General features: G+C 65.3%; 18 protein-coding genes. 7 read left to right on the forward strand and 11 right to left on the reverse strand.

Going from position 1 to position 20,195, the window contains the following annotated elements; all coding sequences use genetic code 11:
• The first annotated feature begins 56 nt into the window (after window positions 1-56).
• Window positions 57-2,357, forward strand: coding sequence for a 5-methyltetrahydropteroyltriglutamate--homocysteine S-methyltransferase (gene metE, locus LY622_RS06215; RefSeq protein WP_234290085.1), 2,301 nt, complete (start codon window positions 57-59; stop codon window positions 2,355-2,357).
• Window positions 2,358-2,467: 110 nt separating this feature from the next.
• On the forward strand, window positions 2,468-3,196 hold the full coding sequence (locus LY622_RS06220) for an MliC family protein (RefSeq protein ID WP_234290086.1): 729 nt from the start codon (window positions 2,468-2,470) through the stop codon (window positions 3,194-3,196).
• A 410-nt stretch (window positions 3,197-3,606) separates the two neighbouring features.
• Here the strand turns inward: LY622_RS06220 and LY622_RS06225 are convergent, their stop codons facing one another.
• Window positions 3,607-4,266 carry a helix-turn-helix transcriptional regulator gene (locus LY622_RS06225; protein ID WP_234290087.1) on the reverse strand — a complete coding sequence of 220 codons (660 nt, stop codon included), beginning with the start codon at window positions 4,264-4,266 and terminating at the stop codon, window positions 3,607-3,609.
• Between the two features lie 110 nt (window positions 4,267-4,376).
• On the opposite strand from LY622_RS06225, the gene LY622_RS06230 reads away from it, so the two are divergent.
• Both LY622_RS06230 and LY622_RS06235 read left to right on the forward strand, forming a co-directional pair.
• The gene (locus LY622_RS06230) at window positions 4,377-4,955 is read left to right on the forward strand and encodes a superoxide dismutase (protein ID WP_223138065.1); all 579 of its coding nucleotides are present in this window, start codon (window positions 4,377-4,379) and stop codon (window positions 4,953-4,955) included.
• Window positions 4,956-5,141: 186 nt separating this feature from the next.
• Window positions 5,142-5,750, forward strand: a complete 609-nt coding sequence (locus LY622_RS06235; protein WP_234290088.1) for an FMN-dependent NADH-azoreductase — start codon at window positions 5,142-5,144, stop codon at window positions 5,748-5,750.
• Window positions 5,751-5,935: 185 nt separating this feature from the next.
• Here the strand turns inward: LY622_RS06235 and LY622_RS06240 are convergent, their stop codons facing one another.
• Both LY622_RS06240 and LY622_RS06245 read right to left on the reverse strand, forming a co-directional pair.
• Window positions 5,936-7,003 (reverse strand): metal-dependent hydrolase, encoded by a 1,068-nt coding sequence (locus LY622_RS06240; protein WP_234290089.1) that lies wholly within the window; start codon window positions 7,001-7,003, stop codon window positions 5,936-5,938.
• Window positions 7,004-7,052: 49 nt separating this feature from the next.
• A complete protein-coding gene (locus LY622_RS06245; RefSeq protein WP_234290090.1) occupies window positions 7,053-7,589 on the reverse strand; it encodes a DNA-3-methyladenine glycosylase I in 537 nt (178 codons plus the stop codon).
• A gap of 91 nt (window positions 7,590-7,680) precedes the next feature.
• Here LY622_RS06245 and LY622_RS06250 point away from each other — a divergent pair, with 91 nt between their 5' ends.
• The 3 genes from LY622_RS06250 to LY622_RS06260 all read left to right on the forward strand — a co-directional run bounded on the left by LY622_RS06250 (window position 7,681) and on the right by LY622_RS06260 (window position 9,428).
• On the forward strand, window positions 7,681-8,175 hold the full coding sequence (locus LY622_RS06250) for a DUF411 domain-containing protein (RefSeq protein WP_234290091.1): 495 nt from the start codon (window positions 7,681-7,683) through the stop codon (window positions 8,173-8,175).
• A 182-nt stretch (window positions 8,176-8,357) separates the two neighbouring features.
• On the forward strand, window positions 8,358-8,798 hold the full coding sequence (gloA, locus tag LY622_RS06255) for a lactoylglutathione lyase (RefSeq protein WP_234280937.1): 441 nt from the start codon (window positions 8,358-8,360) through the stop codon (window positions 8,796-8,798).
• A gap of 168 nt (window positions 8,799-8,966) precedes the next feature.
• Window positions 8,967-9,428, forward strand: a complete 462-nt coding sequence (locus LY622_RS06260) for an META domain-containing protein (protein WP_234290092.1) — start codon at window positions 8,967-8,969, stop codon at window positions 9,426-9,428.
• 192 nt (window positions 9,429-9,620) lie between these two features.
• Here LY622_RS06260 and LY622_RS06265 read toward each other — a convergent pair whose 3' ends face one another.
• From LY622_RS06265 to LY622_RS06300, 8 genes are all read right to left on the reverse strand, one after another.
• Window positions 9,621-10,355, reverse strand: coding sequence for a phosphatase PAP2 family protein (locus tag LY622_RS06265; RefSeq protein WP_234290093.1), 735 nt, complete (start codon window positions 10,353-10,355; stop codon window positions 9,621-9,623).
• A 159-nt stretch (window positions 10,356-10,514) separates the two neighbouring features.
• Window positions 10,515-11,297 (reverse strand): 3-hydroxybutyrate dehydrogenase, encoded by a 783-nt coding sequence (locus LY622_RS06270; protein ID WP_234290094.1) that lies wholly within the window; start codon window positions 11,295-11,297, stop codon window positions 10,515-10,517.
• Between the two features lie 21 nt (window positions 11,298-11,318).
• Window positions 11,319-12,689 (reverse strand): TRAP transporter large permease, encoded by a 1,371-nt coding sequence (locus LY622_RS06275; protein WP_234290095.1) that lies wholly within the window; start codon window positions 12,687-12,689, stop codon window positions 11,319-11,321.
• A gap of 11 nt (window positions 12,690-12,700) precedes the next feature.
• A complete protein-coding gene (locus LY622_RS06280) occupies window positions 12,701-13,303 on the reverse strand; it encodes a TRAP transporter small permease subunit (RefSeq protein WP_234280942.1) in 603 nt (200 codons plus the stop codon).
• A gap of 151 nt (window positions 13,304-13,454) precedes the next feature.
• Window positions 13,455-14,567, reverse strand: a complete 1,113-nt coding sequence (locus LY622_RS06285) for a TRAP transporter substrate-binding protein (RefSeq protein ID WP_234290096.1) — start codon at window positions 14,565-14,567, stop codon at window positions 13,455-13,457.
• Between the two features lie 301 nt (window positions 14,568-14,868).
• A complete protein-coding gene (locus tag LY622_RS06290; RefSeq protein ID WP_234290097.1) occupies window positions 14,869-16,326 on the reverse strand; it encodes a sigma-54 interaction domain-containing protein in 1,458 nt (485 codons plus the stop codon).
• Between the two features lie 165 nt (window positions 16,327-16,491).
• Window positions 16,492-19,353, reverse strand: coding sequence for a valine--tRNA ligase (locus LY622_RS06295; protein WP_234290098.1), 2,862 nt, complete (start codon window positions 19,351-19,353; stop codon window positions 16,492-16,494).
• Window positions 19,354-19,646: 293 nt separating this feature from the next.
• A complete protein-coding gene (locus LY622_RS06300) occupies window positions 19,647-20,102 on the reverse strand; it encodes a DNA polymerase III subunit chi (protein ID WP_234290099.1) in 456 nt (151 codons plus the stop codon).
• Between the last annotated feature and the right edge of the window lie 93 nt (window positions 20,103-20,195).

Below are 20,195 nucleotides of genomic sequence, written 5' to 3' on the forward strand. Positions count from 1 at the left end.
ACCAGAGGTGGCCGGCGAGACTACTCTGCATTCATTCATGTAGAAGAGACATCATCATGACATTAGCTCATATATCTGGCTATCCGCGAATCGGCGGCGGTCGCGAGCTGAAGCACGCCGTCGAGGCCTACTGGCGCGGTGAGATTGACCGCGAGGCGCTGGAGTCCACCGGCCGTGAGCTTCGTCGTAGCCACTGGCAGGTGCAGCGAGAGGCGGGGCTCGATCTGGTCACGGTGGGAGACTTCGCCTTCTACGACCACGTGCTCAACGTCTCCACGCTGCTGGGCGCCGTGCCACCGCGGTTTGGTGCCAACGAGGAAGTCGCCGCCGGCGAAGTCGATCTGGACACCACCTTCCGCATGGCGCGTGGCCGGGCCCCCAGCGGTGAGCCCGCCGCCGCCTGCGAAATGACCAAGTACTTCGATACCAACTACCACTACCTGGTCCCTGAGCTGCACGCGGGGCAGCGCTTCCAGCTCGCCAGCAGCCGGCTGTTCGACGAGGTGGCCGAGGCCCGTGACGCCGGTCACCCGGTCAAGGTGGTGCTGACCGGTCCCCTGACCTGGCTGTGGCTGGCCAAGGAGAAGGGCGACGAGGCGTTCGATCGCCTGTCGCTGCTCGATGCCGTGTTGCCGGTCTACGGCGAGATCCTGGCTCGGCTTGCCGACCAGGGGGTGACGTGGGTACAGCTCGATGAACCGGCGCTGGTCCAGGACCTGCCCAGGGAGTGGAAGCAGGCCTTCGAGTCGGCCTACAACACGCTACGCAACGCGCCGGTCAAGCTGATGGTGGCGAGCTACTTCGGCGGGCTTGGCGACAACCTGCAGCTGGCGGTCAGCCTGCCTGTGGATGGCCTGCATATCGATGTGGTTCGGGATCCCGGCCAGCTGACCACGGTGATCGACAACCTGCCTGGCTACAAGGTGCTCTCGGTGGGGGCCATCGATGGACGCAACATCTGGCGGGCCGACCTGGCGGTGCTGCGTGAGCGGCTCGCCGGTGCCCGCATGCGCCTGGGCGAGCGGCTCTGGGTGGCACCCTCCTGCTCACTGCTGCATGTGCCGGTGGACCTGGACGCCGAGACCGATCTGGATGAGGAGCTCAGGAGCTGGTTCGCCTTTGCCCGCCAGAAGCTCGACGAGACGGTGACCCTGTCGCGACTGCTGGACAACCGCGCCACCGCCGAGGATCGCGGACGGCTCGAGGCCGCCACCGCGGCGCTGGACGCTCGTCGCGAATCGCCGCGAATCCACAAGCCGGCCGTGGCCGAGCGGCTGGCCGGCATCGCCGAGGGCGACACTCGCCGTGCCGGTGCCTACCCCGAGCGGGCCCGGCAGCAGCGGCGCGCGCTGGACCTGCCGCTGTTTCCCACCACCACCATCGGCTCCTTTCCGCAGACCGCCGAGATTCGTGCGGCCCGGCGAGCCTTCAAGGCCGGCGAGCTGGGCCGTGACGACTACGAAGCGCGCATGCGCGACGAGATCGCCGATGCGGTGGTACGCCAGGAACGGCTGGGGATCGACATGCTGGTGCATGGCGAGGCCGAGCGTAACGACATGGTGGAGTACTTCGGCGAGCAGCTCGAGGGCTACGTCTTTACCCGCTTCGGCTGGGTGCAGAGCTATGGTTCACGCTGCGTCAAGCCGCCGGTTATCGTGGGCGACGTGGCGCGTCCGGCGGCGATGACGGTGCGCTGGAGCGAGTACGCCCAGACGCTCACCGACAGGCCGATGAAGGGCATGCTCACGGGCCCCGTGACCATGCTGCAGTGGTCCTTCGTGCGAGACGACCAGCCCCGCTCGACCACCTGTCGCCAGATCGCCCTGGCGCTGCGCGACGAGGTGGCCGACCTGGAGGCGGCGGGCATTCCGGCCATCCAGATCGACGAGCCGGCGCTGCGTGAAGGGCTGCCGCTGCGGCGCGGCGAATGGCCGGCCTATCTCGACTGGGCGGTGGCCTGTTTCCGCCTGACCGCCGCCGTGGCTCGGGATGAGACCCAGATCCACACCCACATGTGCTATTCGGAGTTCAACGACATCATCGCCGCCATCGCCGCCCTGGACGCCGACGTGATCACCATCGAGACGTCGCGCTCGGACATGGAACTGCTCGATGTCTTCCAGGACTTCGCCTACCCCAACGAGATCGGCCCCGGGGTCTATGACATTCACTCGCCCAACATTCCCCAGGTGGACTGGATGGTGCAGCTGATGGAGAAGGCCGCCGAGCGGATCCCGGCCGAGCGGCTGTGGGTCAATCCCGATTGCGGCCTCAAGACGCGCGGCTGGGCCGAGGTGGAGCCGGCCCTGGCCAACATGGTCGAGGCGGCCCGGGAGCTGCGCCGACGCCACGGCTGATCCCGCGCCCGGGGCGGGCATGCTTCGACAGCAAGCGTGAAAACAGGCGCCGCGGCCTTCGCCCCGGCGCCTGTTATGCTGTGTCGGTTTGATACGCCCAAGGAACTGTCATGACGCTTTGTGGACCCTTTTCCCTTCGCCCAGCGCTGCTGGCTGCCGCTTCGCTGTTGCTGGTCGGCTGTGCCGCTACACCCGTCGACGGGCCGCGTCCCGGCACCAGTCAGGTCGCCAGCACCGCGCCGCTGCTGCCTTCGCTGCTCTTTCCCGGTGGCGCCGAGCGCTTCGAGGCCTGGCGCTGCACGCCGCAACAGGATCTGGTCACCGCCTTTGGCGAGCGCGAGCTGCGGCTGTGGTCCGCCCACGGCGGCTATCGCCTGGCACCGGCGGTGGTGGCCAGCGGTGCGCGCTACCAGCAGGGCGATCTCAGCTTCTGGAACAAGGGAGGAGACGCGGTGGTGGAGAGCGCCAACGGCCGGCTCGACTGCAGTGCCGACATGGCCCGCTCCCCCCTGACCCGCGAGCAGCGCCCCGGGGTGATGTTCCACGGCCGCGGCAACGAGCCGGGCTGGCACGTCAATCTGGCGCATGACACCCCAGAACTGACGCTGACGCTGGACTATGGTGCGCGGGAGCTGACGCTGCCCTACCGCGTCACCGCGATGGACAACGCCCAGGGGCGCGTGTCCCTGGCCAGCGGCCTGACCGATCAGCCTTTCGAGCTGTGGCTGGAAGCGAGGGCCTGCTTCGATGACATGAGCGGCGAGCCGTTCCCCGCACGGGTGACCCTGACCATCGAGGGGGAGACGTTGAGAGGGTGTGGGCAGGGCATCGCGCCTTAGGCTTACCTGATTACGACTCAGCAGGCGCGTGGTGGAGGCCGCCGCGTTGGCGGTGATCGTTGGCGTCGGCAACACCGCCGGGAGGCCTGCGGCCTCCAGTCGTGAGCTGAAGCTACTCCGACAGCGGCGTGGCGACATTGGTGGAGAAAGCAGCTGTTGGAGCGCTGGTCCCCATCGCGACTGGCGCCGATAGGCGCCTCGGCGGAGGCTGAAAGGTTGGTTGTCGTCGCGAATACCGGCAACACCGCCGGGAGTCCTGCGGCCTCCAGTCGCGAGCTAAAGCTGCTCCTACAGGGTGGTAGTCGCCTGTTATGGCAGGAAAAGGCAGCTGTAGGAGCGCTCGGTTCGGCGCTCCGAGTTTCCATCGCGACTGGCGCCGTCAGGCGCCTTGGCGGAGGCCGCAGCGCCAGCTATGAACCTCCTTGCTTGATGATTCGATAGGCGCAGCGTCGTGCCCCCTCCAGCACGTGCTCGACACGCTCGACGCTGACGTCCGGGCCCAGCACGGCGCGAAACACCTGCAGTTCGGAGTGGCAGAAGGCCGGGCAGGTGCGGGCGGCGCTGCAGATCGGGCAGTGATTCTCGACCAGCAGCAGGCTGCCGTCCGCGTCTTCCTGCCATTCGGCCATATAGCCTTCACGGCTGCGGATCTCGGCCAGGCGCGCGACCCGTGCCGCCAGGGTCCCGGCATCCGCCAGCTCGCGGCGATAGTGGGCCAGGGTCTCGGCGCCACGCGCCTCCACCAGCCGGTCCAGCGCCGCTTCGCCCAGGGTGTCGCGCACGCTGACGATCAGCTTGGAGGCGAGCTCGGCGTGGGTGTCGGGAAAGCGGCCGTGGCCGGCCTCGGTGAGTCGCCACTCGATGGCGGGGCGACCGACGCCACCCGGTCGCGCACGCTGGGCCACCAGCCCCCGGACAGCGAGCTTGCTCAGCTGTTGGCGGGCGTTCTCGCCGGTGGTGCCGAGCATATCGCCGAGTTCGGCTGCGGAGTGCGGCCCGCGGGACTTCAGCAGGCGCAGCAGTCGCTCCGCGGCGGTATCAGCCGGTTTTTCATCAGGGTCGCTTGACATGGTGCCCGTTGGAATTAATCTAGTGTATGCTTGGAAAATACCGACGAGGCGGCCAGGAGGCAAGTCCGGATCGCCTCGATTCCCACCGTGAAAGCAAGGAGCAAGACCCGATGGCATTTGAATTGCCCGCACTGCCCTACGAAAAGAACGCGCTCGAGCCGCACATCTCCGCCGAGACCCTCGAATACCATTACGGCAAGCACCACCAGGCCTATGTCACCAAGCTCAACGAGCTGGTCGAAGGCACCGACAACGCCAGCAAGTCGCTGGAAGAGATCATCAAGAGCGCGTCAGGCGGCCTGTTCAACCAGGCGGCTCAGGTGTGGAACCACACCTTCTACTGGCACTGCCTGTCGCCCAACGGTGGCGGCGAGCCCAGCGGTGCGCTGGCCGAGGCGATCAATGCCAAGTTCGGCTCCTTCGACAAGTTCAAGGAGACCTTCAACGCCAACGCCGTGGCCAACTTCGGCTCCGGCTGGACCTGGCTGGTCAAGACCGACGATGGCGGCGTGGATATCGTCAATACCAGCAACGCCGATACCCCCATCGCCCATGGCCAGACCCCGGTACTGACCATCGATGTGTGGGAGCACGCCTACTACATCGACTACCGCAACGCCCGTCCCAAGTACCTGGACAGCGTGTGGAACCTGATCAACTGGGATTTCGTCGCCCAGAACTTCAGCTGATACCGGGCGCCATCACGGCGCCATGAGAAGCTGACAAGGGCCCTGCCGCATGCGGCAGGGCTTTTGTGTTTTGGTGGAATCCTTTCGATTTAATTGTCTTTCTTGGGCGAAATGTTGCGCTTTTATACGATTATTTGGCGCAATAGAATGGCGGTCATTGATCGTCATCGTTTCAGGAGAACCGCCATGACCACCCGTGCACTCGTCGTCACTTCTTCCATCCTCGGCGCTCAGGGCCAGTCCATTGCCCTGGCCGATCACTTCACCACACGCAGCAATGAGCGGGACACCATCGAGGTTACCCGCCGCGACCTGGTGGCCGATGAGCTGCCGCACCTTGGTGTCGCCGAGCTTTCCAGCTGGCAGGTGCCGGCGGCGGAGCGCACGCCCGAGCAGCGTACCCTGGCCGAGCGCTCCGATGGGCTGATCGACGAGCTGAAGGCGCACGACGTCCTGGTGCTGGCGGTGCCCCTGTACAACATGGGCATTCCCTCCCAGCTCAAGGCCTGGTTCGACCGGGTGTTGCGTGCCGGTGAAACCTTCCGCTACACCGACAAGGGGCCCCAGGGCCTGGTGGAGGGCAAGCGTGCCGTTATCCTGGCGGCCCGCGGCGGGCAGTACGCCGGCACCGAGATGGACAGCCAGACGCCGCATCTCAAGGGCATGCTGGGCCTGATCGGCATCACCGACGTGACGGTGGTGTTCGCCGAGGGGCTGGCCATGGGGGAGGGGCATCGCGATGCCTCGCTCAAGGAGGCCAGGCAGGCCATCGACGGGCTGGTGGCCGCTCTCTGAGCCATTCAGCCAATGCCGACAGAGACCGGTCAAGGAGTATGTCGGCACCGTCCGTCGAAGAAATAGTCTGTCGAAATAGCCCGGTGAAATAGTCCGGTGAAATAGTCCGGCGAAATAGCACAGCGGGGGCGGCCATGGGCCGCCCCCGCTGCGTCGTGCCAGGCCCTCTTGTCGCTAGGCGCCGCTCAGCATGACTCCGGTGTGTCGACCACCCAGCGGTCGGCGACGAAATGGCTGGTACAGAGCGGAGGTTCGGGGCTGAAGATGCGCGAGGCCAACTGCCCCAGGACGTCGAGGTCGGCGCGGACATCGGCCGGGAGCAGCTCTGTCGGGGCCGCCGGCCGCCAGTCGCCGTCCTCGCGGACCGCCAGGGTGAAGCTGAAGGCATGAAAGCCCGGAAAGCCGAGGCGCAGGTCGGTGGCCACCAGGGTCTCTTCACCCTCAAGGTCGCGGACCTCGTATCGCAGGAAGGGGCCGGCGAACCAGTCGAGCCGCTCACCCCGCTCGAGCGCCAGCGCGGTGGGCTCAAGCTCGGCGCCGCGTTCGAAGGTCTCGAAGGCAGGCGGCCTGTCACCGTCGAAGAGGCTCATCAGGGCTTCGTGATGCTGCGCCTCGTCGATGAGGGTCACGCGCCATAGCAGGGTATTGAAGGGGGTGGGCTGTACCAGGCGCGGCGTGTCCTGCAGCCCCTGTTCGGCCAGCACCGGCTCGAGGCGGTGCTCCACCAGCACCTTGGCACCCATGGCGAACAGCAGGTAGGCGCTGGAGAGCGCCAGTCCCCAGGCAGGGCCGCGCCGGCCGTTGCCGGTGACCAGCGCCACGCCGATTCCTGCCAGCAGCGTCAGGGTGTAGAGCGGATCGATGATGAAGACTACCGGCCAGGCACTGGGCCGCAGGTCCATCGGCCACCATAGCTGTGTGCCGTAGGTGGTCAGGGCATCGAGCAGCGGGTGGGTGACCAGGCAGAGGACGAAGAAGGCCCACCAGTGGCGCAAGGCAATATCACGGGCCGGGGCGAAACGGTCGGCCATGAGTGCCAGCAGCGTGCCAAGCCCGGTGAGCATGAACAGCGAGTGGGTGAAGCCGCGGTGCTCGGTGTAGTTTGCCACCGCATCGCCGTAGTCGATGAAGACGTCAAAATCCGGGAGGGTGCCCAGGACTGCACCGATCACCACCGCCTTGCGGCCCAGTCGGCGGCCGAGAACGGCGCCCCCCACCGCCGCACCCAGTGCCGCCTGAGTCAGGGTATCCAAAGGTGCTCTCTCCTTCTTCTTGTCTCGCGCCGGGCCTGCCCGAAAACGGCTAGGTTGACAGCCAGGCGGGGCTGGCAGTGAGTATACGGGCGTGGACCGGGCAGTCGTCGCGATGGGCGCCGGGCAGGTAGCCGGTACTCATCAGGAACTCGCCGACGATCTCGGGCCCGGTGAAGCGGAAGGTCTTGCGAAACAGCTTGACCCAGTCGGCATGGGGCAGTGGGTGGTGGTGGTCCAGCCAGGCCTTGAAGCTGCCGTGCTCCCGACGGAGCGACTGCACGACCCCGGCATTGTGTATGACCGCATCCACCTTGAGGCGGTTGCGGATGATGCCGGCATTGCTCAGTAGCCGCTGCCGGTCATCCTCCGCATAGTCGGCGATCCGGTCGATGTGAAAGTCCTCGAAGGCGAGGCGAAAGGCATCGCGCTTCTTCAATACCGTCAGCCAGGAGAGCCCCGCCTGGTTGATTTCCAGCACCAGCCGCTCGAAAAGCACCTGGTCGTCATCGACCGGGAAACCATATTCCGCGTCGTGGTAGGGGCCGTGAAACGGGTGACCCGGTGCCAGATCACAATAATGCGACATTTCGCCGTCTCCATTGTCTTTGCTATTGGCAAGCCGCCATGGGCTTGTCACGATTCCATTATCCGGCGTCAACGCTTCAGGAGTCCCTAGCATGAAAACCCTAACGGCAAACCGCAAGACGAAAAAGGCGGCGGCATTATCCCTGCTGATCGGAGGCGCCTTGGCCCTGTACCTGGCCCTGACTCCTGGTACCAGCACCCAGGCGGGTCCGGTGGTCGAGATGTACCAGGATCCCAACTGTGGTTGCTGTACCGACTGGGCCGACCACCTCAAGGAAGCGGGCTTCGAGGTGCGTCAGCACAAGACCCGCGACATGCGCTCGGTGAAGGTGGAGCATGGCGTCACACCGGAACTCTCCTCCTGCCACACGGCGCTGGTCGAGGGCTACGTGATCGAAGGCCACGTGCCCGCCGCCGATATCCATCGCCTTCTCGAGGAGAAGCCCGACGTGGTGGGGCTGACGGTGCCGGGCATGCCCCACGGTTCTCCTGGCATGGAAACCGGTCGCTACGACGATTACGCCGTGCTGACCTGGCGTCACGAGGACCGGACACCGGCTGTCTTCAACGAGTACACTCATGATTAGGAAAACACTGCACAACTGTCTGCGCGAGCGAATCGCTGCGTTGCGCGGTGCTCGGAATCCTCACATATACCCCATATGCTCCGGTTCCTGTGCTCCGTGCGCCTTGCGATTCATCTCGCTCGACGACTTGTTCAGCGTTTCCCGGGCTGTTCGCCTGAAGAGATGAAAGACAAGGAGGGCTTATGCAATTTCTGCACACCATGGTGCGCGTCAGCGACCTGGATGCGTCGCTGCGCTTCTACTGCGACCTGCTCGGACTGAAGGAGGTGCGCCGCAAGGAGAACGAGAAGGGGCGCTTCACCCTGGTATTTCTGGCAGCGCCGGAGGACGAGGCGCGCTCGGCCGAGCTCAAGGCTCCCGAGCTGGAGCTGACCTGGAACTGGGATCCCGAGGAGTACACCGGTGGGCGCAACTTCGGCCACCTGGCCTACCGGGTCGATGATATCTATGCCCTGTGCGAGCGGCTTCAGGAGAATGGAGTGACCATCAATCGGCCACCCCGGGACGGCCATATGGCCTTCGTGCGCAGTCCTGACGGCATCTCCATCGAGCTGCTGCAGAGGGGCGAGGCGCTGCCGCCCAGCGAGCCCTGGGTATCCATGGAAAACACCGGCACCTGGTAAGAGGGTGTCTACAAACTACTGCGCTAGGCCATGCGGCGTTGAAATCAGCCTCAAAATGCTCATTTACAACCCCGTAAACTCCGCTTTTTCGGCTGATTTCGCCTTGCCTGGCCGTCGCTCGTGACATTTGTAAACACCCTCTAAGAAATGATTAAGGATGCACCAATAATGAAACGGAATTACCTGGGCCGTAGCCTGCTGATGGGCCTGCTGGCGCTGACGCTGGCGGCCTGCAGCAGCAAACCCTCCGATGTCGACAGGCGCGCCGTGGAATCATCGGGGGGCAAGCTGGATGGGCCGGTGGTGGGGCAGCGCTGGAACCTGCTGCTGGTCGGCACCGATGAACGCCTCTCGATGCCCACCACGCCCCATTTCGTGATTGCGCCCGACGGCCGCGTCAGCGGGCATGACGGCTGCAACGCGATCAATGGCAGGGTGCAGCTGGATGACGGCAATCGCATCCAGTTCCGCGAGCTGGCCAGCACGAAAATGGGCTGCCCGCAGCTCGACGATGCCCGTCGCGTCACCACCATGATGGAAACGGCCTACCGCTACCTCATCGATCACGACCGGCTGGTGTTCTTCGGCCCGGATCAGCGGGTACTAGGAGGCTGGCGCAAAGCGAATTGAAGCAAGCAAAAAGCGCGGCCATGGCCGCGCTTTTCAACATCCGAAGAAATAGGGAAAGACCGATTGCCGTAATGAGCGAAGATAGGCTGGCTGCCGCCGGAACGGAGCATCCGGAGTTGACTGGCGGCTCAATGAGGAATGCGAGTACCGCCGGCAGCCAGGATATCTAGCGCAATAGGCAAGCGACTTTCCCTAACGGCCCGGCAAGGCGTTACGTACCCGAATCATCCCGGCGGTAAGGGCTCGCGACAGCGCCGGTGCCAGCGGCGTGAGCAGGATCCAGGGGGCGACGACCAGGTTGATGGCGATGGCCGCGAAGTAGACGTCGCTGAACCAGTGGGCGCCGCTGAGGATGCGCGGCGCGCTGAGGAGCACGGCGAACAGGGCGCTGACCAGCATCACCTTGAGCCCCGCAAAGCGCCACATGAAGGCGGTGAACAGCACCAGGTTCACGCCGTGGTCGCCGGGGAAGCTGCTGCTGGAGCTGTCCTTGGTCGAGAAGTCGACCATCTCGGTGATCAGGTTGACGTTCTCGTACACCAGGGTAGGGCTGGGATGGGTGTAGGGCACCACCATGCGAACTCCCTGGGCGATGAAAACCGCCGAGAGCAGCATGGTGACGCCGATGCCGCCCCAGCGCAGCATGCGGTGATGCGGGTCGGGATCGCGACCGATGGCCCAGAGATAGATCGCCAGCAGGATCATGAGGCTTGCGACGTCGAACAGGCGATTGTTGGTGGCCGCCACGAACAGCACCCAGGCTTCGTTCTCTTCGCCGAGCCAGGCGTTGGTGGCGAAGAAGACGGCATCATCGATCTCCGTCCAGAACATCAGCCCAGGCGACATCCAGGTCCACACCAGGATGGCACCCAGGAGATTGAAGAGCAGAATGCGTCCAGGCGCAAAGTTGGTTTCAGTCTGAGACATGGGCGTCGGCACGCGTTGTGGAAGTGTGAGCCCATTCTAGGCGAAACGCCTATAGCAGAACAGCGTTCCCTAATGGTGGTGTCAATTGGCCGGCCCCTGCTCTTGTGCCCGTTCCCTGCGCCAGGCAGTCGGTTTGGCCGACTGCCTGGTGAGTTCGCGCTACTGCATATACCAGCCGTGGCTGGCCACGATCGACTGGCCCGTGAGCGCCGCCGTGGGGAAGGCGGCGAGGTGAAGTGCCACCTCGGCGATATCGTCCAGGGTGGTGAACTCCCTGTCCACGGTGTCCTTGAGCATCACGTCGCGTATCACCGCTTCCTCGGAGATTCCCAGTGCGGCGGCCTGCTCGGGAATCTGCTTGTCGACCAGCGGCGTACGCACGAAGCCGGGGCAGATGACATTGGTGCGCACCCGGTGTGCCGCGCCCTCCTTGGCCACCGTGCGGCATAGCCCGAGCAGGGCATGCTTGGCTGCCACATAGGGCGCCTTGAGCGGTGAGGCGAGCTTGCTGTGCACCGAGCCCATGTAAAGCAGGCAGCCACCGCTTTGCTGTTGGTACATCTGGCGCAGGGCCGCACTCGTCAGCAGGAAGGCGCCGTCCAGATGCACCGAGACGACCTTGCGCCAGTCGGCGAAGCTGAGGGTATGCAGCGGCTCGATATGCTGAATTCCGGCATTGGCGATGGCGATGTCCAGGCGCCCCCATTCCTGAACGACCCTCGTGACACCGGCCTCCACGGCCGCCTCGTCGGTCACATCCATCGCCACGGCCATGGCTTTGCCACCCTGCTCGCGGATGGCGCGTACCACGGCTTCGGCAGCGTCGAGGTTGAGGTCGGCAATCGCGACCCGGGCACCCTCACGGGCGTACCGTTCGGCGATGGCGCGCCCGATACCCCCGGCGGCGCCGGTAATCAGGGCTGTGCGGTCAGTCAGTTGCATGAGCGTATCTCCGATTGTGGGTCATCGTCCGCTGTAGACCTGCGAGGGCAGCCAGGTGGCCAGCGGCTCAAAGAAGAACACCAGTGCCAGCCCCAGCAGCTGTATGGCCACGAAGGGCGCCACGCCCTTGTAGATATCGACGGTGGTGATGCCCGGGGGACAGACGCCCTTGATGTAGAACAGCGCGAAGCCCACCGGCGGCGTCAGGAACGAGGTCTGCAGGCAGATGGCAAAGAGGATGGCGAACCAAACCGGGTCGACGCCCAGGCTGAACACCACCGGCGCCACCAGCGGCAGGATGATCAGCGTGATCTCCACCCAGTCGAGGAAGAAGCCGAGCAGGAACACCACCAGCATCACCGTCAGCACCACCCCGGCGGGCCCGAAGGGCAGCCCGGTGATGGCATCGCGGATCACGTCGTCGCCGCCCAGCCCGCGCAGCACCACGGCGAAGATGGTGGCGCCGACGAAGATGCCGAAGATGAAGGCGGTGGTGCGGGTGGTCTGGTAGAGCGCCTTGGAGACGATGTCGAAGCTCAGGCGGCGATTGAACAGCGCCAGCAGCATGGCCCCCAGGGCGCCCACCGCCGAGGCCTCGGTGGTGGTGGCAAAGCCGGTGAAGATCGAACCGAGCACCGCCACGATCAGCGCCATGGGCGGCAGCACGGCGATCAGCACCTCGAGCAGCGCCCGGGCATTGAGCGGCTGGCGGTTCGCCGGCGCCGGTGCCAGGTCCTTCTTGATATAGGCCGCGATCACGATGAAGGCGATGTACATCACCCCCAGCATGATGCCGGGAATCAGCGCGCCCATGAACAGCCGGCCCACCGAGGCCTCCGAGGTGCCCAGGCGATCCGCCATCAGCACCAGCATGATGCTCGGCGGCACCAGGATGCCCAGGGTACCCACCGAACAGGCGGTGCCCACGGCCAGCGACTTGTTGTACTTCGCCTGCAGCATGGGGCCGATGGAGAGCATGCCGAGCAGCACCACCGAGGCACCGACGATGCCGGTGGACGCCGCCAGCAGCACGCCGACGATCACCACCGTCACCGCATAGCCGCCGCGCAGGCCGCCGAGCACCCGCACCAGGGAATTCATCAACCGCTCGGCGATGCCGGAACGGTCGAGCATGATCCCCATGAAGATGAACAGCGGCAGCGCCACCATCAGCTCATTGGCGACGATGCCGTAGAGCCGTCGGTCGAGCACGCCGATGGTGCCGCCCCAGGAGAACCACAGATCGGCGCCCATGTGCTCGACCAGCACATGACCGACGATGGCGAACAGGAAACCGATGCCGGCCAGCGCCCAGGCCACGGGGAAGCCGAGCAGCAGCAGCCCCATGAACCCGGCGAACATGCCGATGACGAGATATTCTTCGAGACCCATGATGATCCTCGTTAGCGAAAGTCGGTCGGGCGACGCAGGTGCAGCTCCCGAGGAAAGCGAAAGAGGTAGGTGCAGCAGCGCAGCGCCCGCGACGAGAGCGCGATGGCGATCAGGGCCATGCCGATGGGCAGCGTGCTCTTGATGATGAAGCGATAGGGCAGGCCGCTGGGCGCCTGGGAGCGCTCACCGCGGGTAAAGGAGCGGTAGGCGTACTCGGCGAGGTTGTCGATCATGAAGTAGAGGATCGGCAGCACCAGCAGGACGATGCCGAGCAGTTCGACCCAGGCCTGGAAGCGCAGCGAGAACTTCTCGCGCAGCACGTCGACGCGGACGTGGTCATCGGTGACCACGGCATAGGCCAGGGTGAGGATCATGGTGGCGCCGAACAGGTGCCAGGACATCTCCTCCAGGGCGATGGAGCCGCGGCCGAGGATGAAGCGGCTGAAGACATTGGTCAGCACGACGGCGAGGGTGGCGATCCACAGCCAGGAGAGCGTCTTGCCGATCACCGCGATGGCGGTGTCGAGAACGTGGCTCAACCGGTTGGTGGGCAGAGCCTGCGCAGGGTCGCCCCCCCGTGCCGGGGCTCCGGGCGCGGAATCGTGAGTGCTCATGGATGACTCCGTGACTCGTTAAAGAAAGCTGGTCCTGGAAAGACAGACCTTGAATGACAGTCCTTGAATGACGGTCTTGCATGACAGAGGGCAGAGGCCGGCCGCCGCCCGGTGGCGGCGGCCGGCAAGCCGCGGGGAGGTGCCGGGCAGCTTACTGCTGGCCGATCTCTTCCGGCGCATAGTAGGAGCGCGGCAGGTGGCCCTTGACGTGCCAGTTGCCGTGGACCTTCATGAACGCCTGCTGGCTCTCCAGGACGCGGCCGAACATCTCGTCCTCGGCGGCGATCTCGGCCTGGACCTCGTTGGTCACGCGGCGCAGTTCACCGAGAATCTCATCGGACAGCACCTGGGCGTTGACGCCTTCATCCTCGAAGTCACGCAGGGCCTTGGGGTTTTCCATCTCGCTCTCGGAGTAGCCATAGAGCGTGGCGGCACGGCAACCCATGTCGATGGTGGCGCGGGTCTGCGGCTCCAGCGCGTCCCAGCTCTCCTGGTTGATCAGCAGGTGGGCGGTGGTGAAGGTCTGGTGCCAGCCCGGCAGCACGTAGTTCTGGACGATCTCCTGCATGCCCAGGATGCGGTCCACCGCCGGGGCGGAGAACTCCATGGCGTCGATGGTGCCGCGCTCCATGGCCTGGTAGAGCTCGCCGCCGGGGATCATGGTGACCGAGGCGCCCAGGTTTTCCATGACACGGCCGCCGATGCCGGCGAAGCGGATGCGCAGGCCGTCGATCTGGTCGAGAGACTCCAGCGGCTCGGCGAACCAGCCGGCGGCTTCGGGACCGATCATGCTGCACAGCAGCGGCTTGACGTTGTACTCCTCGTAGATCTCCTCGAGCAGCTCGGCACCACCACCGAAGTAGTGCCAGGCCAGGTAGGCCGGCGGTTCCATGCCGAAGGGAGCACCGGCGAACAGCGGCAGTGAGGGGATGCTGCCCTGGTCGTAGCCGACCCAGGTGAAGCCGGCGTCGTAGCGGCCTTCGGAAACGGCATCGAGAATCTCGAACGGGGGAATCAGCTCGCCCGGCTCGTAGTAGCGCAGGTTGATATTGCCGCCGGACACCTCGTCCAGCGTCTCGCTGAGATAGCGTACGGGGGTGCTCAGGCCGACCAGGTGCGACGGGAAGGCGATGGGTACCTGCCAACGGACGCGCTCCTGGGCTTCGGCGGAACTGACACCGGTGGCACCCGCCAGCAGTGCGGCGGCGGCGACACCGAGGGTGACGGGGCGGATGCGAGTGGCGAGAGTCGGAATGAACGGCATGAAGGCTCCTTGTACATTATTTTCAGTGCAGCTTTGTCAGTACAGCTGTGGTCAATGCAACAGCTGCTGGAACGACGTTGTTGATCTGCGTTGGTTTCTTGTCGTCGCCGCAGGCATGCGGCTTTGTTGGCGCCACGCCAGGTGACGCTTGCCCCATTTAGTTGCACGGTTCATGCCAGATATTAAAAAACGTTGTAAAACAATCGCTTGATGGGCGTTTTGATCACGCAGGAAAGAGAGGTTGTCCGGATTTTCGGACAATAGTCGACCTTCGTCGCAGCGTATTCTGTCTGCTTTCCGGTCAGGTGTCCGGATTTGAGGACAGTTTGGCGAGCTTCTCGTAGAGCACCGAGCGCGGGATGCCCAACAGGCGGGCCGCGCGGGACTTGTTGCCACGGCACGCAGCCAGGGCGTTCTGCAGTGCGGTACGCTCGGCTTCGGCCACCACCTCGGCCAGGGCCCGAATGGGGGCGACCGCGTTATGGGGCTGAGCGTCACGGGGTTGGTAGGGAAGGGCGGCCAGGAGTTCCGGCACGTCGATCACGCGGCACGCTTCGTTGAGTGCCAGCGTCTGCTCCAGGGTATTGCGCAACTCACGGATATTGCCCGGCCAGTCATGCTGGTGCAGCAACATCACGGCTTCGTTGGTGATCTCGGCTCGGGACTCGCCGCTCTCCTGGGCCAGTTTGCCGAGGATGGTTTCACACAGGATGCCCAGGTCAGCCAGTCGCTCGCGTAGCGGAGGCACGCGAATGCGCAGCACGTTGAGCCGGTAGTAGAGGTCGGAGCGGAAGCTGCCTTCTGCCACCATGGCCTCCAGGTCACAGCTGGTGGCGGCGATCACGCGGACATCCACCCGCTTGACCTCGTTGGAGCCCAGCGGCTCCACCTCGCCCTCCTGCAGGGCCCGCAGCAGCTTGGCCTGTACGGCCAGCGGCATGTCTCCCACTTCATCGAGGAACAGGGTGCCGCCGTCGGCAAGCTGGAACTTGCCCTGGCGGGGGCGGCGGTCGGCGCCGGTAAAGGCCCCCGGAACGACACCGAAGAACTCCGCTTCCAGCAGGTTCTCGGGCACGGCGGCCACATTGACGGCAACGAACGGGAGGTCGCCGCGGGGCGAGGCGCCATGGATGGCCTGGGCCAGCACCTCCTTGCCGGTTCCCGTCTCGCCCAGGAGCAGCACCGGCGTGGCGCGGGCGGCGGCCAGCCGGGCACGACGCTTGACCTCCAGTACGGACGGGCTGGCGCCGATGAAGTCCCCCATGTCGTAGCGGGCGCCACGCTTGGCCAGGGCACGCCGGGCCGCTGCCAGGTCGTTCTGCAGGCGACGATACTTGCCGATCAGCGGGGTGAGGGGCTCCAGGTCATCAAAGACGATGAAGGCCACGGCACCGCTTACCTCGCCGCTTTCCCTGTCGTGCAGCGGCAGGCGCACCACCACCAGCTGGCGGTCCTCGAACTCCATGATGTCGAGCAGGATAGGGCGGCCGTTGCGTACCACCTCGGGCATCCGCGTATGGGGAACGACCTCGGCGACCGGTCGGCCGATGGCACTGGCAGGATCCTCGATGCCCAGCAGCCGGCAGTAGCTGTCGTTGATCCAGGTGAGCCGGGCCTCGGCGTCCACCGAGATGGCCCCGGTGCTGGCATGCTCGAAGAGAGAAAAGAGCGGCCGGATCGCCTCGAGCGTCAGCCCCTCTCCCAGCGAGCCGGGTAAGGTGGCCTTGGCATCGCTATCGCTAGGGTCGACCCGAGGCATATCCGTAGACTCCAATATGGCCGCCCACTAGGGCGGCGGTTTCGGGCCGCCGATCAGAGCGCGGCGGTTTCGGGCCGCTGATCAGAGCGCGGCGGTTTCGGGCCGCTAATGAGAGCGCGGCGGTTTCGGGCCGCTAATGGGAGCGCGGCGTTATCGGGCCGCTGATCAGAGCGCGGAGATCTTGTCGTGCTGCTCCACCAGCAGGCGACGGGCGGCCTGAAAATCGGCCAGCTTGGTGCGTTCCTTCTCCACTACGGCATCGGGCGCCTTGGCGATGAAGCTCTCGTTGCCGAGCTTCTTCTCGATGCCGCCGATCAGCTTGTCCTGCTTGTCGATCTCGCGGGCCAGGCGCGCCAGTTCGGCATCCTTGTCGATCAGGTCGGCCATGGGCACCAGCACTTCCATTTCGCCTACCAACTGGGTGGCAGACAGGGGCGCCTGTTGGGGATCGTACAGCCAGTCGACGCTCGCCAGCTTGGCCAGCTTAGGCAGGAACCGGCGGTTAGCCTCCAGGCGCGCCGGATCGTCCGGGCCGCCCTTTGTGAGCAGGACCTCCAGTGGCTTGCCCGGGGCAATGTTCATCTCGGCACGGATGTTGCGCACCGCCACGATCACGCCCTTGAGCCACTCGATATCGCGGGTCGCCTGCTCGTCGATCTTCTCCTGCTCGGCCACGGGCCAAGGCTGGTTCATGATCGATTCGGCACCGTCGCCAGCGGCCTTGCCTGCCAGGGGCGCCACGCGCTGCCAGATCTCCTCGCTGATGTAGGGCATCATCGGATGGGCCAGGCGCAGGATCGCTTCCAAGACGCGAACCAGGGTGCGCCGTGTGCCGCGCTTGGCCGCTTCGCTGGCGCCTTCGTCCCACAGCACCGGCTTGGAGAGCTCCAGGTACCAGTCGCAGTACTCGTTCCAGACGAATTCATAGAGTGCTTGCGACGCGTGGTCGAAGCGGAACTCCTCCATGGCGCGGGTCACCTGGGTCTCGGTCTGCTGCAGGCGCGAGACGATCCAGCGGTCGGCCAGCGACAGCTCGACGTCGCCGCCCTGACCTTCGAGAGAGGCGCCGCAATCCTCGCCCTCGGCATTCATCAGCACGTAGCGGGAGGCGTTCCACAGCTTGTTGCAGAAGTTGCGGTAGCCGTCCAGGCGGCCCATGTCGAACTTGATGTCGCGCCCGGTGGTGGCCTGGGAGAGGAAGGTGAAGCGTAGCGCGTCGGTGCCGTGGGGTTCGATGCCCTCGGGGAACTCGTCGCGGGTGGCCTTGGCGATCGCCTTGGCCTTCTGCGGCTGCATCAGGCTGCCGGTGCGCTTCTCCAGTAGCTCGTCCAGCTGGATGCCGTCGATCAGGTCGATGGGATCGAGCACGTTGCCCTTGGACTTGGACATCTTCTGGCCCTGGCCGTCGCGCACCAGGCCGTGGACGTAGACCTGCTTGAAGGGTACCTCGCCGGTGAACTTCAGGGTCAGCATGATCATTCGCGCGACCCAGAAGAAGATGATGTCGAAGCCGGTGACCAGCACGCTGGAGGGGTGGAAGGTCTCGAGCTCCGGGGTCTTCTCCGGCCAGCCCAGGGTGCCGAAGGTCCACAGGCCCGAGCTGAACCAGGTGTCGAGCACGTCCTCGTCCTGGGTCAGGGCGAGGTCGGCGGGCAGGCCATGCTTCTCGCGGGCCTCGGCCTCGGTGCGGGCGACATAGACGTTGCCCTCGCTGTCGTACCAGGCGGGAATGCGGTGGCCCCACCACAGTTGGCGCGAGATGCACCAGTCCTGCAGGTCGCGCATCCACGAGAAGTACATGTTCTCGTAGTTCTTCGGCACGAACTGGATGTCGCCGTTCTCCACCGCCTCGATGGCGGGCTTGGCCAGGCTCTCCACGGCGACGAACCACTGGTCCGTGAGCAGCGGCTCGATGACGTCGCCAGAGCGGTCGCCAAAGGGCAGGGTATTGTTGACCGTCTCGATCTGCTCCAGCAGGCCGGCGGCCTCCATGTCGGCGACGATCTGCTTGCGCGCCTCGAAGCGGTCGAGCCCGGCGTAGGCCTGGGGAAGGCTGGGGTCGATGTCGGGCAGCGGGCGGCCCTGGATATCGAAGGCTTCGGCCTGGGGCAGGATCGCCGCGTCCTGGGTGAAGACGTTGATCAGCGGAAGATGTTGGCGGCGGCCGACTTCGTAGTCGTTGAAGTCGTGGGCCGGGGTGATCTTCACGCAGCCCGAGCCCTTCTCCATGTCGGCGTGCTCGTCGGCGACGATGGGGATGCGGCGGCCGACCAGGGGCAGTTCGATGAACTTGCCCACCAGCGAGGCGTAGCGCGGGTCCTCGGGATTGACCGCCACACCGGTGTCGCCCAGCATCGTCTCGGGACGGGTGGTGGCGACGACCAGGTAGCCGAGGCCCGCGTCGGTGGTGACGCCGTCGGCCAGCGGATAGCGGAAGTGCCAGAAGCTACCCTGCTGGTCGCGGTTCTCCACCTCGAGGTCGGAGATCGCGGTGTGCAGGGTCGGGTCCCAGTTGACCAGGCGCTTGCCGCGGTAGATCAGGTCCTCTTCATAGAGGCGCACGAAGACTTCCTGCACCGCCTGGTAGAAGCCGTCATCCATGGTGAAGCGCTCGCGGCTCCAGTCGACGCTGGCACCCATGCGGCGCAGCTGGCGGGTGATGTGTCCGCCGGACTCGTGCTTCCACTCCCACACTTTTTCGATGAAGGCGTCACGGCCGAGGTCATGGCGCGTCTTGCCCTCTTCGGCGGCGACCTTGCGCTCCACCAGCATCTGCGTGGCGATGCCGGCGTGGTCGGTGCCCACCTGCCACAGGGTGTTGTTGCCCTGCATGCGCCGCCAGCGGATCAGGGTGTCCATGATGGTGTCCTGGAACGCGTGGCCCATGTGCAGGCTGCCGGTGACGTTGGGCGGCGGGATCATGATGGAGTAGGGCTCGCCCTCGCCCGAGGGGGCGAAGCGGCCGTCGGCCTCCCAGCGCTCGTACCAGCGGGATTCGATCTGCTCGGGTTGGTAGGTCTTGTCCATGGGGGCGTTCCGGGTCCAGAAATGATCGCCGCCGGTCGTGGCGCCGGGCGGCAGGAAGTCGTAAGAAGAGTGTTCGAAAAATGGATGCGATTATAGCGCGATGAGGCACTTGGCGTCAGCCAAGAGCGGCACGATAGAACTTCAGAGGGGCGCCGGGGGCAGGTCGAAGAGGAGGTCATTCGTCAGGGATGACGAATGTAGCGCCCAGGGACGGGTTTACAGCGCCTCCTCGTAGGCCTGCCCTCGGATCAGCCCCGGTACAGGCAGTCTTCCGTAACCCTGGAAACGGGAGCTCATCCCTTGAGCTGATGCGCCTTTACCGGATAGCCGCGCTGCTTGTAGGTCTGCCAGCACTCGCGCTTGGCGGTGAGCACCTGCTGGTGCTGGTTGATGATCTCGGCGACCCGATCGAAGCGCGAGAACCACTCGGGGATGCCGGGGTCGAGGTTGAGCATCGCCATGGGTGTATCGGGAACCGGCTCGGGGGGATGCTCCCAGCCGATGGTCACCGCCACGCTGTCGGCCATCTCGCTGCCAAGCGGGGTACTGTCCACAAGGGCATGGGGCAGGTAAGCGTCGGGGCGGAAGGTCCACAGCCTGTCGTCGAGGTCGCGGGCCATGGCCTCGTCCTCGGCGTGCAGGTGCAGCCGGAAGCCCTTGCCGGCGATGGTCTCGGCCAGGCGGCAGGCGAAGTCGAGGCGTGCCTCGAGGGTGGTATCGGGAAGGATGTAAAAGTCTACCTGGGTCATGGGAACTCGCTGACCTGGTGGCTGAGGGGCTTTCTCGGCGACAGGGTTACGAGGAGGCGCTGTGAACCCATCCCTGGGCGCTACTTTTGCCAT

This window comes from Halomonas alkalisoli (genome assembly GCF_021412585.1).
Lineage (GTDB): Bacteria > Pseudomonadota > Gammaproteobacteria > Pseudomonadales > Halomonadaceae > Halomonas > Halomonas alkalisoli.

Coding starts and splice junctions, on each gene's coding strand:
- metE (WP_234290085.1), top strand. CDS start 57: ATGACATTAGCTCATATATCTGGCTATCCGCGAATCGGCGGCGGTCGC.
- LY622_RS06220 (WP_234290086.1), top strand. CDS start 2,468: ATGACGCTTTGTGGACCCTTTTCCCTTCGCCCAGCGCTGCTGGCTGCC.
- LY622_RS06225 (WP_234290087.1), bottom strand. CDS start 4,266: ATGTCAAGCGACCCTGATGAAAAACCGGCTGATACCGCCGCGGAGCGA.
- LY622_RS06230 (WP_223138065.1), top strand. CDS start 4,377: ATGGCATTTGAATTGCCCGCACTGCCCTACGAAAAGAACGCGCTCGAG.
- LY622_RS06235 (WP_234290088.1), top strand. CDS start 5,142: ATGACCACCCGTGCACTCGTCGTCACTTCTTCCATCCTCGGCGCTCAG.
- LY622_RS06245 (WP_234290090.1), bottom strand. CDS start 7,589: ATGTCGCATTATTGTGATCTGGCACCGGGTCACCCGTTTCACGGCCCC.
- LY622_RS06250 (WP_234290091.1), top strand. CDS start 7,681: ATGAAAACCCTAACGGCAAACCGCAAGACGAAAAAGGCGGCGGCATTA.
- gloA (WP_234280937.1), top strand. CDS start 8,358: ATGCAATTTCTGCACACCATGGTGCGCGTCAGCGACCTGGATGCGTCG.
- LY622_RS06260 (WP_234290092.1), top strand. CDS start 8,967: ATGAAACGGAATTACCTGGGCCGTAGCCTGCTGATGGGCCTGCTGGCG.
- LY622_RS06265 (WP_234290093.1), bottom strand. CDS start 10,355: ATGTCTCAGACTGAAACCAACTTTGCGCCTGGACGCATTCTGCTCTTC.
- LY622_RS06270 (WP_234290094.1), bottom strand. CDS start 11,297: ATGCAACTGACTGACCGCACAGCCCTGATTACCGGCGCCGCCGGGGGT.
- LY622_RS06275 (WP_234290095.1), bottom strand. CDS start 12,689: ATGGGTCTCGAAGAATATCTCGTCATCGGCATGTTCGCCGGGTTCATG.
- LY622_RS06280 (WP_234280942.1), bottom strand. CDS start 13,303: ATGAGCACTCACGATTCCGCGCCCGGAGCCCCGGCACGGGGGGGCGAC.
- LY622_RS06285 (WP_234290096.1), bottom strand. CDS start 14,567: ATGCCGTTCATTCCGACTCTCGCCACTCGCATCCGCCCCGTCACCCTC.
- LY622_RS06290 (WP_234290097.1), bottom strand. CDS start 16,326: ATGCCTCGGGTCGACCCTAGCGATAGCGATGCCAAGGCCACCTTACCC.
- LY622_RS06295 (WP_234290098.1), bottom strand. CDS start 19,353: ATGGACAAGACCTACCAACCCGAGCAGATCGAATCCCGCTGGTACGAG.
- LY622_RS06300 (WP_234290099.1), bottom strand. CDS start 20,102: ATGACCCAGGTAGACTTTTACATCCTTCCCGATACCACCCTCGAGGCA.